Origin of the sequence: Desulfosceptrum tomskiensis (assembly GCF_049818055.1) — a bacterium.
GTDB lineage: Bacteria > Bacillota > Desulfotomaculia > Desulfotomaculales > JASEER01 > JBFLVT01.
Map to the genome: position 1 here is coordinate 1,393,467 of NZ_CP187479.1, position 17,648 is coordinate 1,411,114.

Here is a 17,648-nt window from a genome sequence, read left to right on the forward strand (position 1 = left end):
AGCTAGCCAAGCCGGTGTATTTTTGAAGACTGTTTCTGCGCTTCTCTCTGTTTCTCCCGCCATTCCAGATATTCCGCCATATCCAAGTAGCGGTTCCCGAAACTCCACTTTTCGTCCAACTCCATCAGCAAGGCGCCCAGAAGACGGATCACCGATTCCCGGTTGGGGAAGATCCGGATCACTCGTTCACGGCGGCGAATCTCCTCGTTGAGACGTTCCACGCCGTTAGTGGTGCGAAGACGTTTCCGGTAACGCTCCGGCAGCTCCAAGACGGCCGTGGCGTCGTCAAAACCGGTCTCCAGGATGGCTATGGCTTTGGGTGCTTTGTGTGCGTAGTCATCCTGGACCTTCTCCAAGAGCAAGCGGGCGGTTTTCGTATCCGGCGCATCTAAGAGAGCCCGGACGCGGCTATGGATCTCTCCTTGAAGGGATTTGGGCGTTACATCCAGGATGTTGCGCATAAAGTGGGTCTGGCAGCCTTGCCAAGTGGCTCCTTGGAATTGGCTTCGCACGGCGCGGACCAGGCCTCCGTGGCTGTCCGAGACAACAATGTCGACACCCCGCAAATCGCGGCTCTTAAGCCAGGTGAAAAACTCCGTCCAACTGGCCTCCGATTCACTGTCGCCAAGCATCAGCCCCAGCACTTCCCGGTAGCCGGCCTCATTGACGCCGATGGCAATTAGAGCACTGCGCGAACGTACTCGCCCCTCTTCCCGGATTTTCAACACCAGGGCGTCCACCAGCACGAAGGGATACCGTTGCTCCCGGAGGGTGCGGTTGTTCCAGGCCTGAACGATCGGATCGAGCCGCTTGCACAGGTCCGAAACAGTGGACTTGGAGAATTCCGTGCCGCACAGTTCCTCGGTGATCTTGGCGACCTTCCGTGTAGAGACGCCATTGACTACCATCTCCAGCAATGCCAACACTAAAGCCTGTTCGCTCCGCTGGTACCGGAAGAACAGGTCGGTGGAGAACTGGCCGCTTCGCAGCCGGGGAACCCGCAAGGTGAGCGTTCCCACCCGGGTCGTCAGGGGATGGGGCAGCGTGCCGTTCCTGTAGCCTTGACGGTCCTCGGACCGCTCGTAGGGGCGGGCGTGCAGTTGTTCTGTTGCTTGAGCTTGCAGAATCTGATTCAAGACCTGCTCCAAGAGGCGGGCCACTCCCTCATCCCGTTGAAAAAGTCCGTGCAAAACATCGCCGTCTAGGGTAACATGATATTGAGCCATCTTGTTCCTCCTTCGGTGTGTGTTGGGTTTGCAACTACATTCTACCAAAGGAGAACGGGTTGGCTCATTCTCTTGAATCAGCTACCCGATTTTACACAGCATATCGGACTCAACTAGCTGGGAAAAAACCTCTTTCCTTAAAATGATACAAGGATATACAATACATGACATGGATCATACAACCATTTCTACCAAAGAGGATATTATCGTTTCACTTTTTAGGACATATGCGCAAGATGTTCTAGCAGTTGCCTATTACGTTGTCCGGGATCCTGGTTTGGCGGAAGACATTATGCAGGATACTTTCTTGACTGCGATGAATCGGTTACATCAACTGCGAGACGGCGAAAAAGTAGGCGGATGGCTAAAACGTATCGCCATAAATAGGGCCTACAATGAGCTGCGTAAGAGAAAGAATTGGGCATTGATTAACTATCCGGCGGTTTCCCCGGATAATATTATTGAAGAATCCTTGATTGCCAAAGAGCAGGCCGAACATCTTTATGCGGCTCTTGATCGGCTTCCTAAAGAATATCAGCTGGTTCTTGTCTTAAAGTATCATAGTCGACTTACTGTAAAAGAGATTTCTCAAGTGCTTGATGCACCGGAGGCCACGATCAAGTCGCGGCTGCAAAGGAGTAAGGATTTGTTCTACCGTTATTACCGGATGAAGGCGAGGGTTAACCCGTGACAGACAGGTACCAAGACCCCGCAGACGAGTTCCTGAGCCAATACGTTAACAAGAGGATGGATGGTCTTCCGTCATCTTCTACTGAGGAACTGTTGGAACGATTTCAAGCGAGACTGATGAACGAGAGACGTCGGGGCAAGAAAGCCATACCTTTCTTAACATCGAAGTTGGCATGGGCTGCCGTTATTCTTATTACAATAATGGGATGCGCCTCGCTTATCTTCCCCCAAGAGATTTCCGCAATTAGCAAAAAGATACGCAGTATCCGGATCGTCTTGCAAGGGGATAGCGGTACCGTTTTCTTTAATCAATCCGATAAGAACAGCGATCTTGATCCCTCTAATATCTCCACTGAGGAGCTTAAGGCCCAGTTAACATTTGCCCCGTTGGGCCCCCAATACGTACCCCACGGCTATGTTTTCCGGGGTCATTCGTTAAATAAGGTTGGACACAATGACGTACAGATCAGTAGTCACTACGAAAAGGATGGCCATTTCTTGACGATCCGCCAGTTTACGTTTTCAGAGGGGCAGAGGGGCCCTGCTTTTGATGCAGATGATACCGTGGTTGAGGCCATCGAGATTCGCGGCGTTCCAGGCACTCTTCTATATAGAGAAAAGGATGGATGGAGTAAAGTGGTCTGGGTTGAAGGAGACTTCTTCTTTGAGGTGGCCGGAAGACTACAGCCAAAGGAAATAGTGAAAGTTGCTGATTCAATGAGGCCTCTGTAAAGAATTGTTCGAAAGTCGAAAACTTATTGCATCCATTTTCCCTACCTCGCACGTCATGTCAGTAAAAAGCTTTGGAGGTGCACTGACATGACAGGTAGGTTAGTAGGGGTTCTGGTGCTGGTTCTGGTGATGTCATTGTCTGCTCTTTCCGCGAGCGCCTCTCAGTCGGAGGGCGAGGTTCAGCCGCTCAGCACTTATTATCTGGCAAGCTGGGAAAGCTGGCCTACTGACAACGGTAATGGTTTCGTAAAAATCTGCGGGTACAGTGAAGCGACGCAGCCTGTCAGTTCAATCTCGGTACGAATCTATCTGCAGAAGTGGAACGGTTCCGGTTGGACGAATGTAGATTCCGTTTACAAACCCGCCTCGGGAACCGACTACGTATGGGGCGAAAAAACGATTGCAGCCCAGCGCGGCGCAACGTATCGTACGAAGAGTGAGCATTATGCCTCACTTAACGGGAAGACAGACTTTAAGACCTATATCAGCGGCTCCATTGTACTGAAGTAGACTTTGGCTTAGCAGTGAAAAGAACGAATGGGGGACCCGACCTCTGGGTCCCTACTCTTTTGCAGCGCTGAGATCGCTTTACGGGTTCCTGGTCTTGACTGACACCGATTGGGATGCCCTTGACAGCGACATAACGGTTACATAGGGCGAAAAACGGGGGGTCGAATTAACCCCTCGTTTTTCTGTCAACTGGGCCTGGCGCCAGGTTCAGTTTAAGTAAGGCCAAACATTACCAATTTTTATGCGTCCATTTCGTGCCTCTGGCTCGTCTATAGTTAAAGGCCGAATCGAAAGGGGGATGATTGCGATGCGCTAAGTAAATGCATATTAGCCTCTTAACACTAAAATAAGGATAAAAAGGAGGAACGGCGTGTATGCGGAAGGTATCTATTCTGTTGACAATCCTGCTGTTACTAAGCTGTATCTTTGCGTTGGCAGCAAACGCAGCTCCTAGCCAGCCAGATAGGGGCGGGAAGGTTGTGTTCGAGAAAGAGCCGATTACCGACATAGACGTATTGTACGATCGTGCAGTTAGAGGTATCAGCGATCTATCTGCAGGTGCTATTCTAGCATCCAGCACCCTTACCGACCCGTCGGGCAAAAGCCTGGATGTCCCTGTCCTCGTTACCGCCGAGAGAATCCGTGAAGTTCAATATGACGACGGAAGCGAACTCACCACTTACGCTGTCACCAGTATCGGCATTCTTGCAGCGGGCAGTGTGACTATTGATGAGTATGATTCGTCGTACTCGTGGCGCTGTGTCAACAAGTTGTATTATGATGAATACAATGATCCCAACGGACAGGGTTGGGGTAAGCTCACCAAAGGTAGTGTAACATATTACCGGTCAGACTCCCAGGTGTCTGGAAAGAACGCCAAGATGACGCTGTACGAAAACGGCCAAGCACAGAATGGGTCTTTCTTTAACCAGAGTACCACCTACTCCATCGGCGTGCCCAGTCTGGGGACCACCTACTCCAAGAGTGTAAGCTGGCCCTATATCAGAATGTGGTCCTGTCCCGGCCTGTATGAGGTCCGTTCAGACATCGATCTTACACGCGGCGGTTCTACTTGGCACTGGCAGTTAAAGAACACGCGCGGGGTACCTTGGCCGTAGAATCGTCTCCCTGGCAAGGGCTCAAAGCCCTTGCCAGGGATCAAAACAAAAGGAGTGTATATAATGAGACCTATCCTGACGACGGTTGTAGCGGCGGTCTGCCTTGCAGTTGTGTTTTTTGCCTTTGGCTGTGCTAAAGAGCCACCGACGGTCAAGGTTTTGCGAGGAGAGTCAGAGTCCTGGGAAGCAGAAGTAAGGTTTCTGGATTACGGAGATAATGTTACTGCTTTTGTTACGCTAAACTCCCGTAGGGGAACCCCCAAGGGACCTCTGTCTGCAACAATGGTAATGGAGAATGTAAGTGGTTCGGTAACACTCGACGTCGACAACACCAAGCTTGATCCGCCGTTGAGGTTTCAACGCCGCCTGGAGCTGTCACCAAAGGATGTTCAGGGTATTACAGGAACAATAGATGTGACCTGGTCAAGCAAGACTAAGCGGGAGACTATTTCCTTGCAATAATACGTCTATCTTGTTACTGCCACCCTATAATGTCCGGGGATAGACGGTGTTAATTGTCCAAGAACTGACGGGACAGCTGTCCGGCAATTATCAGCGGGCGGAGCAGGGAGAGCTACATCAGCTCTCCCTGAATCACCCGTTTCACCATGTGGTCATCAACGATCCGGTTGCCGTTCTGCGCCCCGTAGATCAGACTATGGGTACAGGCCTTGTTGATCAGCCGCGGGGTCCCGGCTGAGAAACGAAAGATCTCATCCAACGCACCATCCGAGAAGATGTCTCGGTCCGCACCGCTATATGCCAGGTGCCGTTTTACATACTCACCGGTTTGCGCTCTGTCCAGGTGGGTTAGTCTACACTGCAAGTCGATGCGTTGCCGGATGGCGGCGTAGGCTTGGAGCCGGAGCCGTTCCCGCAGCTCGCTCTGCCCGACCAGGATAAGGGCCATGGGGCTTGTGGAGTCCATCTTAAAGTTGAGGAGAAACCGGACCTCTTCCAGCATCTCCTTGTCCAGCAAATGAGCTTCATCCAGGATCACCACCGGCTGCAAAGAATGAACGCCCCGCATCAGTTCGATCTCCCGGTGCCAAAGCCGTCAGGACAGGAATGCCGAACGGGTCTGTACCCAAAGATTTGCATTGGCCACCGGGCGAACAACTCTGGCCAGCCAGCCGGAGGCATCCCCTACCAACTGCCAGATCCCGTGGAGCGCGGACCGGGGAAGGGTGGATCGTCCTTCCACAGACGCTATCGCATAACGGGCGGCGAGGGCGGTGAGGCAGCCAAGGAAGTACGCAGCCAGTGCCCAAAACCATCTCCGCCAGCGCCACAAGGTGGATTCATCGGCCGTGACGCTAAGGGCCGGATCACCGCCCACGGCGGCCTCAATGCTCTCTCTTATGTGGCGCTTGTACGGCACCAGCATGTCCGGCAGTTCGTGGTGGATGCGACGGCACGCAACACAACGAAGGCGGCGGATGATGAGGATGATTTTGTCCCCGAGGCTGTCGATACAGCCCCGTTGGCGGCTGCCAATTACCCTTAAATGCCCGCTACAGCAGGGACAGGGAATCTGCTCCGCGCTCCTCACAAAAAACACCCCTGTCGGGGTTCTCAATCAGTTCATATTCTGTTACAATGACCATACGGTGATGGGCGCCTCTAGTGCTGCTGCTGACCACAGTAGCACAACAAACAGGGGCGTCTTTCCTTTCTAAATGATATGGCCATTATATCCAGCAGCCCCCGGTCAGGCAATCCCGTCAGCTTTCGGACGTTTTAGGTTAGCCCTAACAGTTCCTCAAGCAGGCAAGGTTTCGTTATCGGTTACTGGTTATGATGTTAACAATACCTACCGGACCATGACCTATGTTAAAGACGTAAGCGGTTGGACAACTAATGGCGGAAACGCTATGAAGAAGGTAACCAGCATTGCCCAAAACGGGGTCGACAACTTCACATCCGGGTCATACCAGAAGAACATTCATTGGTACAACTCCAAGATCGGGATCAGTTCATCCAACTATCACACCTGGTCTGCCAACGATATGCCCACTACCGGTGGGTATACTTCCTATCCTGACCAAACGCATGTAGTCGTCAACCCTTACGTCAGTGCAGCGGAAGAAACAGTTCATATCCGCCTTGACCTGTAAGTTTTTGGATTATAATAGGGATGGTAGCTCCTTAAGCGAGCACCATCCCTTTATCCTTAATTAACCACATTGTTGGGGAGGGAACAGCGGGTGGTACGAATGGCGTTCCTCATTATTGTGCTGGTCTTTTCAACTTGTCTAAGCCCCTGTTTTGCGGCATCCACTAATTCCGTGGATCTTCCTGTTGTTCTGAAGATAAACCAGTTCTATGTTCTCTACACTTACCCAAAAGGGCCTTATCTGGATAAGCAGAACCGGCTCATGGTTCCGCTGGGAATGTTCTGCCAGCGCTTGATGGGCGCTAGCGTTGAATACAACACGCACCTTAAGACAGCAACAGTCTTCTTCAGCGGCAAGACGCTAGTGTTAAAAGTAGGCTCATCAACGGCGATCTTGGACGGCGATCCACTTGAGACATGCTCGGCTCCTGTTTTCGACAATGGTCACATCTTTGTACCCATTAGAACGCTGATAGACGCTTTTGGCATCGCAGCCAGTTGGAATGAGGAGTACCGATACGTAGCCCTGAACGACAAACGGTTGTTGGACACCTGGACCATACGCTATCTACTGGACTCTTCCCCTGGGGTCACCGAGAATGGTGATGCTTTTGTGCCGACTGGCGTCGTCCTCTCCACTTGGCGAAACCCCGCCACCAGCTCCAAGTATGTGAAGCTTGATATCAAAGCAAAGAACATCACCGGAGCCGACATTCCTGCTGGAAAGGAAGATCTACACCCCTATATAGTCTACAATAGCGGGTATAGCCACGACACCGGCTGGGGGTATGAGGGGCAGTATCTAAGGGAAAGGCCGTTTGTGAAGGCCGGGACAACAATTACCAGATCGGCAATCAATAACTTTGATCCGGCCTTAGACAAGATTAACTACATTCTTTTATGGTGCCGGACTATAGAATGAGAGGTTGCCTGATGTTCACAAGAACCCTCATTGTCCTGGTGGTCACCCTTGCTCTCACCGCCTAGTTGTACATCGAGCCCCGAAGCCGCCCTTGACCGGGCGGGTCTGACTGGCGAGCAAATCTACACTGCCCAGACTCCCTATAATGGACCCAAGAATTTAGACACGAAAAAGACCGAGTTTAAGGTATATCACAAGTATGAGGAAGAATTATCCACCCAGCTTTAAGGCGCAAGGTCGTGCTGGAAATTCTCAAAGAAGAAAAGACGATATCCCAACTGGCCGCCGAGCACGGCATTCATCCCAACCAGCTGACCCGCTGGCGCAACCAGGCCATTGAGCAGTTGCCACAGCTTTTTGCTGACGACCGTAAGGGCATTGCTGCCCTAAAAGCCGGCTACGAAAAGCAAATTGAAGAACTCTACGCCGAAGTCGGCCGTCTAACCACCCAACTGGCGTGGTTGAAAAAAAAGGTATCTGTGTTGAGTAGGGACCAACGGCTGGCACTGCTGGATTGTCAGCGCCGGGTTTAAAATGACCCAGTAGCGCCGAAAAAGAATTGACCCACCCCCCGGCGAAAGACACCTTCGACTGCAAAAGACGGAGGTGTCCAACAAGATGCTGGAGGGTGGGAAAGTGAAACAGATCATCGAGTTGCACGGCAAGGGCGAATCCATCCGTGCCATCACAAGGCTTCTTGACGTATCCCGGAACACGGTTCGTAGATACCTTCGGGAGCCGGGGATACCCAAACCGAAGCCCCGGGCGAAGCGGGGGTCCAAGCTCGACCCCTACAAAGATTATATCCAGAAGCGGCTTAGCGAGGGAGTGGACAATTGCGTCGTCCTGCTCCGGGAGATCCGGGAGTTGGGCTACACAGGCGGCTACTCCATCCTCAAGGAGTACGTTCACCCGTTCCGCCGATGGCGGCGGAAGCCTGAAGTCACCGTGCGCTTTGAAACCAAGCCCGGCGAACAAGCGCAAGTCGACTTCGGCCGTTACCGCTACCTGACGCCGGACGGGACACCACGTTATGTCTGGGCTTTCGTCCTGGTGTTGGCCTGGGCGCGGGCCATGTACGTAGAGTTCATCCAGCGCGCCGACGTGGCCGGTTTCATCCGCTGCCACATCAACGGTTTTGCGCGGCTGGGCGGCATTCCGCGCAAGTGCCTGTACGACAACGCCAAGCTGGTCGTTCTTGACCGGGACGAGGCCGGGCAGCCTATCTGGAACAAGCGTTTCCTGGACTTCGCCCTGCGGCTGGGCTTTGACATCCAGCTTTGCCGGCCCTACCGGGCCAGAACCAAAGGCAAGGTCGAGCGCGGCGTCGGGTACGTCGAAGGCAACTTCTGGCCCGGTGCCCGGTTTACCGATCTTACTGACCTCAACCGCCGGGTCCAAGTCTGGCTTGACACCGTGGCCAACGTCTGTATCCACGGGACGACCCGGGAACGACCGATTGACCGCCTGATCATCGAGCAGGCCCATCTGATGCCCCTGCCCGGCTCCGATAAGCTTTTGCCTTTCCTGCGTGAGGAGCGCAAGGTGGGCCGGGATGGTTACCTCCAATGGAACGGCTCCTGGTATGGCGTCCCCTGGCAATGGGCCGGCCGAAAAGTAGAGGTCCAGCCGGACGAGACCACGATCCAGATCTGGGCGGGGAACGAAAGGCTGGCCGTCCATCCGCGGGCCGTAGGGCTAGTCAGGTGGGATGTTATCCCTGTGCTATTTGATGAGTGAAGGCACGGCGTAGTCCCGAAAATAATCAGTTACCGTGTCTCGGGCAGAAGGTATACTGAGCGTAGGCCCAGCGGTCCCCTTCAATTGCGGCTTTCAAGGTTTCGTCTGTAGAGAGAACATTTTCAGCCGCTTCAGCTATAATGGCCCAGTTGACCATTACTGCAAAGTTAACCCGTTTACCGAAAGTCTACGCTAGAAAGTGCGAGCCAAGTTAATCAACCTCCAAATGGGCTTACAGGCCGATACTGGCAACCGTTGGCAGAGCAATTCTAGAATGTCCTTATACTCCCTGCGCAACTGCGGCCATGCGTGCATTATCATTGACGTTACTTCCACAAATGAAATGATGACCTTCTCATCTGTTTCCTGCCCTAGACACACGTTTAAAGCACACTCCAAAAGGCTGAGTCCAACCTCACGAGTTGACATAGCGTCAGCAATCTTCGGTGCTTGCTTCTCGGACTCGCTGCACCATGCGGCTACTTCTCGGATCTGTTGAATTAGGTGGGTTCTCAACTCCTCGTTCCGAATTGAGGCCATCTGAAATGTAGCTGCTCGCAAGGCAATAAGACCGCACTTTGCATCACGTTTATAAAGGTCAGTGTAGTCGGTACCCTTAAAAAGTTCCACCAGGCGGGGGACCACATCCTCATAAAGCGCACCCCACGTAAGTATATTGAGGACTATCGCCCACGCAACAGTGCTCGTTGGTTCAGCACCAAGGGTTTTCAAAGCGAGGTTTAGGGTGGAGCGAATTGATTTACTCGACAACAACTCAGCCTTCTCCTGACCAAGCAGGAATCTCAATGTCTGCCCCCTGTCGCCACCTAGGAAAGAACCCAGACCATCTCGACACCGAGTTGAATCTCGCAACATGGAAGGTGACGGCAATTGTACCTCTTCGGTGAGAACACAAGCCATAGCAACTAAGCGCTCTCGAATTTGAGGACTCATTAGGCGGTCAGCCAAATCTCCAAGGGCGTAAGCAAAACCGGAAAGGAGGAACGATGCGCGGTTCACTTGACGCGGGTGACTGACGTCAAACCAGTAACTCGGCTCGCGACGGAATAATTCGAGAGATGGATTGCCGGACAAGTTCCTGAATACTTCGGTAACCCATGAGGTAGGTGCTCCTGCACCGATAACCATGGTATACAGGAAATGTGCATGTGCCCAAACCATAGCTAACCGGATATGGTTGGACAGACCACCAGCCGACCACGCACTGGTTTCGGCTTCGGCCCAGTCCAAAACAGCCTGGAAGGCGTCGAATTCAGCTGCGCCAGTGTCTCCCAGCATACGAACCATAATGCGGCGTGCCAGCCGTAAATACCGCTTCTCACTACAAACCGTTAGAATCCTCAACAAATGTATCCTCGACAAAGGCGAGCCGGTCGACTTCAGGAGTGCCTTCACAAGTTGATGGCGTTCCGAGGGGTCGAGACGCTGGACCCTCTGTACGAGAGTCAGGGGCAAAGGCATCGGCAAAGCGCAGAACCTTTCAAGCGCATTGATCAGTTCACTCTCTTTAAGCAATTCCTCGGCAGCCTGGTACAACGACTTTTGAAACTCTTCACCGTCCCCGGTATTCGGAGGAAGTCTGAAATACCAGCAGAGCCGGTCTGCAGAGGGTAAGCCTAAATCACTTCTGGCTAACGCATGGCGCCTATGCACAGCCTCCTGCAGGCGTTGATAGTAAGCACTAACAGAAGCTTTCCGCCACCGCTCTGCTTCCTCGAGCCGCCGTAGAGGGTCTTGCAATGTGGCGATTTCTGCTACCACTTTGTTAAATTCTTCAAGGGAACAGTCAAACCATTGACGGTTCCGTCGAAGCGCCACCTCTCTTTCCGCCGGATGTTCACGTAGGAGTTCAAATATCTCATCCCTGACTGGAACCGGTCGAGAATTCCAAGGATGAATAACAACACAAGAGAATGGACTATCGGTATCCGGCTCAAATACCGCCTCTCGCTCAGTTGGATCTAACGGTTTGGCTGTACTGGGGCGGCCATTGATCACTTCTATCGCGGCTCGAACGAATTCGTTTATTTCGAATTTCACCCGGCCGATTTCCACTACCGGGAAAACCCTAATTCCTATGCTGGCAATAAACTCCTGGTCACGATTCAACTCCTCCCTCAGAAGGTCCGGAAGGTCCTCGTAAAAGCGTTGAACGACATATTTCCAGGCGAATTCCATATCGCCGTCCAGCGGCTCGTCTAAACGGTTAAGCATTTTCTTGAGCACTTCCGCAACTGCCGCTATAAGACGCGGCTCGGCTGTAAAGCGGCTTCGGAGTACACGAGTTTCCAACCACGCGAAATACTGGGGGCGGGCACTATATCGCCGACGCCTATCTCTAGCTCCTAAAGATAAACCTGCCAATAACAAGTCAACTATTCCCAAGGCTGCTATGTATATATCTTCGTTCGGGAGGGTTAGTCCAATTAGTGAGGCACGAGCCAAATAATCTAGATAGAGGGATTCCATAATCCAGTCTGCCCGCGCTTGGCATGCTTCGAGGTCAGCATCGGCCGTTTCCCATAGTGATATTATCGCATCTGTGACTTCCCGGCCAAGGTTCAAGACAAACGGGATTTCTCCGGGGTTGGCCTGGCCTCCGACTGGGCGTTGTAGCACAGCCCCATTCGCCAGACAATTAGCTACGTAGCGCCGAAGAATGGCGAGTTGCTGAGTTTCCACTACCCTTCCATTCTGCACCCGGGCTTGCATCAAATGATGCAAGATTTCAGAGGCACGCAAGGGTATAAAGCGCACATTAGCCGCACGCAGCCTTGTGAGCAAACCAAAGTATTCCTTCTTATCAAGCCTGCCGGCACCGAGCAGGACGTCTAACACTTCCGTAATTCCGATAATTGGTACTCCGCCGTCGCGGTGCCGGTAACTGGTCAGGGCCCGGTCATCCGCCCAAATAACATCCCCTGGTTGGGGCTCAAACCGAAGTAATGAATAAAGACTGTCTAGCTCTAACGTCATTTCAATCTCTTTATCGCTGGGTTCTCCAGGCCCAACAGTCGGAATGACTTCGTACACCCCGTTTCTAAATCCGCGACTTATTTTATCGATAATGCTCCCCAACCAATTCGATAGCTCCTGCGCCGTCTCATATTCTTGTAAGGCAGCCTCAATGCGTCTCGCTTCTTCGTCTTTAATGACAACGTCAAAGCGGTCGCAAACTAGTTCAATCAATCCAGCTTCTGCTAAGGTCTCGGGAATTGTGGTATCTAGGACCAACGTTTTATGTTGAGCGGGCACGACCTTGACATCCGCACCAAGCCCCTCCGTTCCAAGGGCGTCCAACGCCCTGAAATACTCATCTTCAGAAAGCGGCCCGAACTGCCTGAGCGACTCCACCACCGCTCTGCAATTAATCAATGTCATCCCTGCATCTTCGGGTAGTGCCGTTGGAGGCCCAGAAAGGTCTCGTTTTCTAAGCGGAAGGAAGTCCACTAAATAGCCATCATTTTTTCGAGCATATTCCCACAAGGCTACCCATTCAGAGCCTAACTCTTGGACCAAAATCGAGTCGGCTTCAGATATCTTAGGAGGGTCAATGGTTCTTATCTTAGATTCACGAATGAGGTCAAGGATACGGCGGTAGGCCGTAGCGCGAGAGGGCTGATGCGGCGTGACTTTATCTCTCATAGCAACAAGTGATGGAACGAGCGAGGCAGGAATCTTAATCGGTCTAAATACCTCCTCAACTTTCTCTAGGACTTCAAGGTGAGCCGCAAGAAGGACGGCGGTAACATCCATGTGCAGACGCCATTGAGTCACTGGTTTGTCGGTCTCCGACCCGATGGTTCTACCGCCATGGCGACAGAACAAAGGCAGACACTCATAACTGCAAAGACGCTCTTCGTTCTCGAGTAACCTTGTATGATACATTCCGGCTAGGGGAATACTAAGTGCTTCTGCTACTAGATGGACAGGGATCCTTCCGTTCCGATACAACTCATCTACTTTACTTAAGTTCTCGCGTTGCTGGTCAATAGTGGCCACTAAGTCCTCGATAGACTTCTTCTGGATTCCTCCTTTAGCCTGTTCCCCAAGGTCAACCATCCTTTTGACAAGGGGGCCCATCTCTGCATCTAACCCCAGCTGATATCCCAAGGCAACAGCTTCGCCAACCAGTTCATCCGGAAGACAGGGAGAGTTGGCTGCCTTTCTCCAAAGTGACACGGCCAAATTTTGATCGTCCCACTGAACGAGACGCGCTAAGCGCAAGCAGTGTTCCGGAGCGGAATCGGACCGCGACTCGATCTGCCGAGCTACTAATGCGACACCCTTCAAATCGCCCAAAGAAAAGTAAAGCTGAGCCAGGGCCAGGAGGTTAGGAATAGCGGGATCGCTCCGCGCTAACTCCTCTGCTTCGATTACTGCACGAGCCAAAATACCGAGCAGCCGCTGACATTCCACCCTAATCCGCCCCAAATTGGCCGGTAATTTTGAATCTGTGAAATAACGCTGGAACCTATCAAGTAGGGTGAGACATTCCGCGTAGTGGCCGGCTTTGAACATGGCTTGGGCTGCCAGTTCAACGGCGTCTGCAGTGCCAACATGGTTGACCAACTCGGCTGAACGATGCGCCACGTAGGTCCAGTCTCCCAGGTGGGCTTTTATCTCGCAACAATCCAGCAGAAAAACACCGTCCCTAGTATCAGAAAAACAACGCTCAAGGTAGTCAATAAGTGACTGCCAGTCACCTTTTTCCGATGCCCGCGCTCGAAGAGCAGTAATTTTGGCAATGCGTGCGTAGTGGGGATCCTTCAGTGAATCCGCCATTTTTAATGCTTCATCTGACTTACCGTCAACAACCAAAGAACGGCACTTCCAAATGGCCCAAAGGTCCTCCGCGTCATTCTGCTCGAAGATACTTCTGGTGTTACCAAGCAACTCCAAGGCCTTCGACCCCATGCCATTTGAAAGGTAAAAGCTCACAACGATAATAACGTGAAGGAGACTAGCCCGTCCTTCCCTGATGAGGTCCTCAAACGCTGTCAAACTAGCAGTCAAATCAACTGCCATATTGCGGTTAATGGCCCAAGCGACAACGTAGGCATTAGATGGGTCATCTTCTAGCACGGACCGACAGTAATTCAGTGCTTCGTCCTGAAGGCGGGGATGATTTGCCACGGAGGCCAACCTCCAGGCCTGGAGGCGGCGCCGCTCCTCCACATCCAATTCCGCAGCTCCCAAAAGTGAGGCAAAAAGCTGGGAAGCACTCTCGAGATATTGTAGGCTCTCGTTGTCGCGACGAATGAGCGGCCAAGCTACAGGTTCGGGCCACGCTGGGATACCACGCGGTATCGCCAGAGCAGACATCGCGCTGTAATAATAAACCATGGCCGACGCCATCTGAATTGAGCGCCAGTTTGGCTCCCTGTTAAGAGCCTCTTGGGCGTCCATCCTGGCCTGAGCGAGGTTTCCAAGACAGAGGTTCAAAAGGGACCGAACTCGATAGGTTTCTGCATTTGGGACAAACTGGCTCATGATGCGCTCTATAACCTGGGAGCACTTATCATTCTCGTTCATCTCCAGGAGCAGAGCCGCTATTAAATTCAAAGTATCGACATCTTCTTGCCCTTTTAAGGTTTGGACCGCTGCCGCAGCGCCTTTCTCTCTATAGGTTATTAAAGCTTTTAGCCTCAATCCTTCAATAGAAGCACAAAGGGCATCTGCTTCCAGTGCTAGTTGTTTCACATGGGAGAGGTCAGCCTTTTGCTCCAGTTCTATGCTGGCTTCAAAACGTAACAAACGCGCCCGCAAATCAGCGGGAAGGGCTAGCCAAACATGGGTGTCGTTTTTGACATTTCTTACCCATTGCAAGGCCTCAGTAAGCCTACCTTGTCGCCATAATGCTCTCATCCGTTCGAGTTGAGACTGAATTTCACTGGCCAAGCGGCCCGATAAGTACGTTAGCTGGTGCGAGAGAATCTCAGAAATGACTACGGTTCCCCGGCTCTGAGTGACTAACGGCACAGCAGTAGGACCACAAATATAGGATACCCAATAGTCCGCGGGAGAAAAGTACCTGCAGACGATGTTTGGATTAGGCGCCAACTTCATAGTTAAGACTCGGCTATGCCACACTTCGTACTCTATACCAAATTCTTTAAAACGCTCTTTTTGGTGCAAGACTTCCTCTTGCTGCTCCTGCCTGTCCAACGGACAAGAGACAAATAGAATGAACCTCTTCACGCCCTTATTTTTCCAGTGATCCCAATGGTTAAAGAACTCATCCGAAGCTCGCACGATTTCCTTAGCTGAGAATTGTTGGTATTTTTTGCATTGACCTACCTCTATACCACCATCACGTCGTTGGGCAAGCAGATCTATACCGTATTGCGACTGTCCTCGAGTCCCATATATACTACATGATGTGATTTCCGGCTCAGTTTGAAAAAGGTCACAGCACATATCTTGAAAGAGGTACTCATCCAGTTGATGGTACGGAGGCTGCTCCCCTTGCCTAATCCCGGGTGGCAACATGGACAATTTAACCTCCTGAGGACATTAACTTTTAACTCCAACTGCCAAGCTCATAACATTAACCTGAAATTCTCTCCATGAGGCTTGGAGTGCCGGTATTCGGTATTTGACAAGACTGAGTATTGAGAGCGGGCTGGCGCCGAGACAATCAAGGCTGAGAAGAATAAACCTTCTACACAGACGGCCTAAAGCAAAGTTTGTCTTATCAGAGGGATTTAACGCCAAAATATGGAATTGACCGGAACGCCTCACTTTACTAAGGAGAATTCTATGCATTAGTAGGTATGTTTCCAGTTTTAGCGGCATGACATCCTCGTTTGTGTCACCATCAACAACGCCGACCGCCCGCAGGCCCATCTGCCGGGCAGCGTTCGCCAGCCTGAGGACGTTCATATAACCGCCATCCCCTGTGGCACCAGCGCTAATAATACATACGCCTCGGGTCGCCGGCAGGAACTCACCAATCTCTTTGAAGAGACGGATGGCTAACGCGTGCAAGGCGGCAAAGTCATGTGGTCCCTCCACCACTATGACGGAGCGATAGCTCAGAGCAGGTAGGAGGTTTCGATGCCAGTGCTTAAGAACAATCGCCTCCGATTTAGTGGTTGGTGATCGAAACTGACAAGCAAACCGAGAACCGTCGCGTGCTCGGCCCAGGCGGACAACTTGTTTAGACTCGAAGATCTCTGCCACTGAATGCAGCCTAGTGGTAACTCAGACCTGCCCTGCCAGGCGTCGCATTACCGATGCCAGATGAACTGCGGATGCTGGGTCAAGCCCATCGCCCAGGTCGTCAACAGCGAGAATATTGCGCGAGCCCGATAGAGCAAGGGCCTCAGCGATCCTGAGGAGAGAAGCAATGGTTGATCCATGGCGCCACGCCGGTAAGATGCCGGCACCATTGTCGAGGTCAATCGCGGGTCCTAAGGAGCGCATAAGTCCGCTCAGTGATCCTCCCTCAGGGGCTAACCGAAAAAGTTCACTCAGATCCTTTCCCTCGATGCGGAGAAGGTCCCGCACCGGTGCGAGCACCTTTTGCATGGCAGTTTTAACTTGCTGAGAGTTGCTAAACTGCTCTGCCGACATGGCCACTGCCTGGACGTATTGCGCAATTGCGGTCGCAAAATCATCGCCGTCCGATTGCTCAATGATCCGTCGGAATGGGCTCCGCGGACTGAGGTCTAGTAGCCTCCCCGCCCCCAAACGTAGATGAGTAAAGCCGATTTGCTCCACCTCTCGCCGCCGTGCATACGTGTATGTACCCGTTTCGGGGTCTGAAACCTTGGGAAAGTAGACCCACTCTTCGCAACGCTCATCCTCGGGCAGCCAATGCGTACGATACTCGATGCGTAGCACCCACTCGTACCTGGCCTCGTCAAGCACCTCCGGGGATTCGCTCTCGGGAACCAACTTGTTCTCTGCAACATCCCACAGTTCTAAATAGTCAAGGAAACGTTATTCCAAGTCTGTGCCGAGTCCGCCGATTGTTAGCCCTATGACGATGGGTCGAGAAGTATCCTTTTGATAAAAGTCAAGCTCAGTCGTCGTCCTTGTCCTCGCCGCATCAGTATCCAGAACCCGCGAGAGTGCCTCAATAACGTCTGATCGCCCGGCTCGAGGTTCTCCCATGAGAACAACGTGTCCCTTAGGCTTTAGGGTCAGCTCAGAGAAGCCCCGGAATTGTCGGATTCTTAGTTCCCGAATCTCCATATCCTCACCCCTAAATTCGTCCTTTCAGTAACGCCTTTTAACTTCTGCACCTTGCTAAATAAGACCTCAACACCGCCTTAAACAGTGGGCCATGATTGGGTATCTTTAAATGCAATAACTCATGAACTATGACTTCGGCCCGAAATGCGGCCGGCTTGCGCAAAAGCTCGGGATCAAAGGTAAGCCGACCATTGCTTGAGCAACTGGCCCATTTGTTTTTCATCACCCGGAGCTGGATCTGTTTGGGTTCCACACCGATCCGCTTGGCCCAGGCGGCCACTTCCGCCCGAAATACCGCTTCCGGGATCACTTCCTCAAGCTGGTCCAGGGAGGCAAGAGAAGGAAACAAGCTTTCACCTGCTACCAGACTC

At 52.2% G+C, this 17,648-nt stretch carries 13 protein-coding genes and 2 pseudogenes; 8 read left to right on the forward strand and 7 right to left on the reverse strand.

What is annotated here, in order from left to right:
* Positions 1-2 precede the first annotated feature (2 nt).
* A complete protein-coding gene (locus ACPV0M_RS07145) occupies positions 3-1,226 on the reverse strand; it encodes an IS256 family transposase (protein ID WP_425619991.1) in 1,224 nt (407 codons plus the stop codon).
* Positions 1,227-1,395: 169 nt separating this feature from the next.
* Between ACPV0M_RS07145 and ACPV0M_RS07150 the strand changes: the two genes are divergently transcribed.
* From ACPV0M_RS07150 to ACPV0M_RS07170, 5 genes are all read left to right on the forward strand, one after another.
* Positions 1,396-1,917, forward strand: a complete 522-nt coding sequence (locus ACPV0M_RS07150) for an RNA polymerase sigma factor (protein ID WP_425619992.1) — start codon at positions 1,396-1,398, stop codon at positions 1,915-1,917.
* Entirely contained in the window at positions 1,914-2,648 is a 735-nt protein-coding gene (locus tag ACPV0M_RS07155; protein ID WP_425619993.1) for a DUF4367 domain-containing protein, read from the forward strand. The genes ACPV0M_RS07150 and ACPV0M_RS07155 overlap by 4 nt, the downstream gene beginning before the upstream one ends.
* Positions 2,649-2,735: 87 nt before the next feature.
* On the forward strand, positions 2,736-3,158 hold the full coding sequence (locus ACPV0M_RS07160; RefSeq protein WP_425619994.1) for a hypothetical protein: 423 nt from the start codon (positions 2,736-2,738) through the stop codon (positions 3,156-3,158).
* Positions 3,159-3,532: 374 nt separating this feature from the next.
* Complete coding sequence (locus ACPV0M_RS07165) at positions 3,533-4,276, forward strand: hypothetical protein (protein ID WP_425619995.1); 744 nt, start codon at positions 3,533-3,535, stop codon at positions 4,274-4,276.
* A 63-nt stretch (positions 4,277-4,339) separates the two neighbouring features.
* Complete coding sequence (locus ACPV0M_RS07170) at positions 4,340-4,738, forward strand: hypothetical protein (RefSeq protein ID WP_425619996.1); 399 nt, start codon at positions 4,340-4,342, stop codon at positions 4,736-4,738.
* A gap of 112 nt (positions 4,739-4,850) precedes the next feature.
* Here ACPV0M_RS07170 and ACPV0M_RS07175 read toward each other — a convergent pair.
* Positions 4,851-5,333: pseudogene (locus tag ACPV0M_RS07175) on the reverse strand (ExeA family protein); the annotation flags it as partial.
* The gene (locus tag ACPV0M_RS07180; RefSeq protein ID WP_425619997.1) at positions 5,334-5,828 is read right to left on the reverse strand and encodes a DUF6431 domain-containing protein; all 495 of its coding nucleotides are present in this window, start codon (positions 5,826-5,828) and stop codon (positions 5,334-5,336) included.
* Between the two features lie 664 nt (positions 5,829-6,492).
* Between ACPV0M_RS07180 and ACPV0M_RS07185 the strand changes: the two genes are divergently transcribed.
* The 3 genes and pseudogenes from ACPV0M_RS07185 (at position 6,493) to istA (ending at position 9,054) form a co-directional block, all read left to right on the forward strand.
* Entirely contained in the window at positions 6,493-7,314 is an 822-nt protein-coding gene (locus ACPV0M_RS07185; protein ID WP_425619998.1) for a copper amine oxidase N-terminal domain-containing protein, read from the forward strand.
* Positions 7,315-7,513: 199 nt separating this feature from the next.
* Positions 7,514-7,829 (forward strand): annotated as a pseudogene (locus ACPV0M_RS07190) (transposase); the annotation flags it as partial.
* 121 nt (positions 7,830-7,950) lie between these two features.
* On the forward strand, positions 7,951-9,054 hold the full coding sequence (gene istA / locus ACPV0M_RS07195; protein WP_425619999.1) for an IS21 family transposase: 1,104 nt from the start codon (positions 7,951-7,953) through the stop codon (positions 9,052-9,054).
* Positions 9,055-9,246: 192 nt separating this feature from the next.
* Here istA and ACPV0M_RS07200 read toward each other — a convergent pair whose 3' ends face one another.
* From ACPV0M_RS07200 to ACPV0M_RS07215, 4 genes are all read right to left on the reverse strand, one after another.
* Complete coding sequence (locus tag ACPV0M_RS07200; protein WP_425620000.1) at positions 9,247-15,567, reverse strand: hypothetical protein; 6,321 nt, start codon at positions 15,565-15,567, stop codon at positions 9,247-9,249.
* 24 nt (positions 15,568-15,591) lie between these two features.
* Positions 15,592-16,260: a hypothetical protein gene (locus ACPV0M_RS07205; RefSeq protein ID WP_425620001.1), complete on the reverse strand. Its 669-nt coding sequence runs from the start codon at positions 16,258-16,260 to the stop codon at positions 15,592-15,594.
* Positions 16,261-17,022: 762 nt separating this feature from the next.
* Positions 17,023-17,277, reverse strand: a complete 255-nt coding sequence (locus ACPV0M_RS07210; protein ID WP_425620002.1) for a DUF2813 domain-containing protein — start codon at positions 17,275-17,277, stop codon at positions 17,023-17,025.
* A 37-nt stretch (positions 17,278-17,314) separates the two neighbouring features.
* Complete coding sequence (locus tag ACPV0M_RS07215; RefSeq protein ID WP_425622150.1) at positions 17,315-17,644, reverse strand: M48 family metallopeptidase; 330 nt, start codon at positions 17,642-17,644, stop codon at positions 17,315-17,317.
* Positions 17,645-17,648 lie beyond the last annotated feature (4 nt).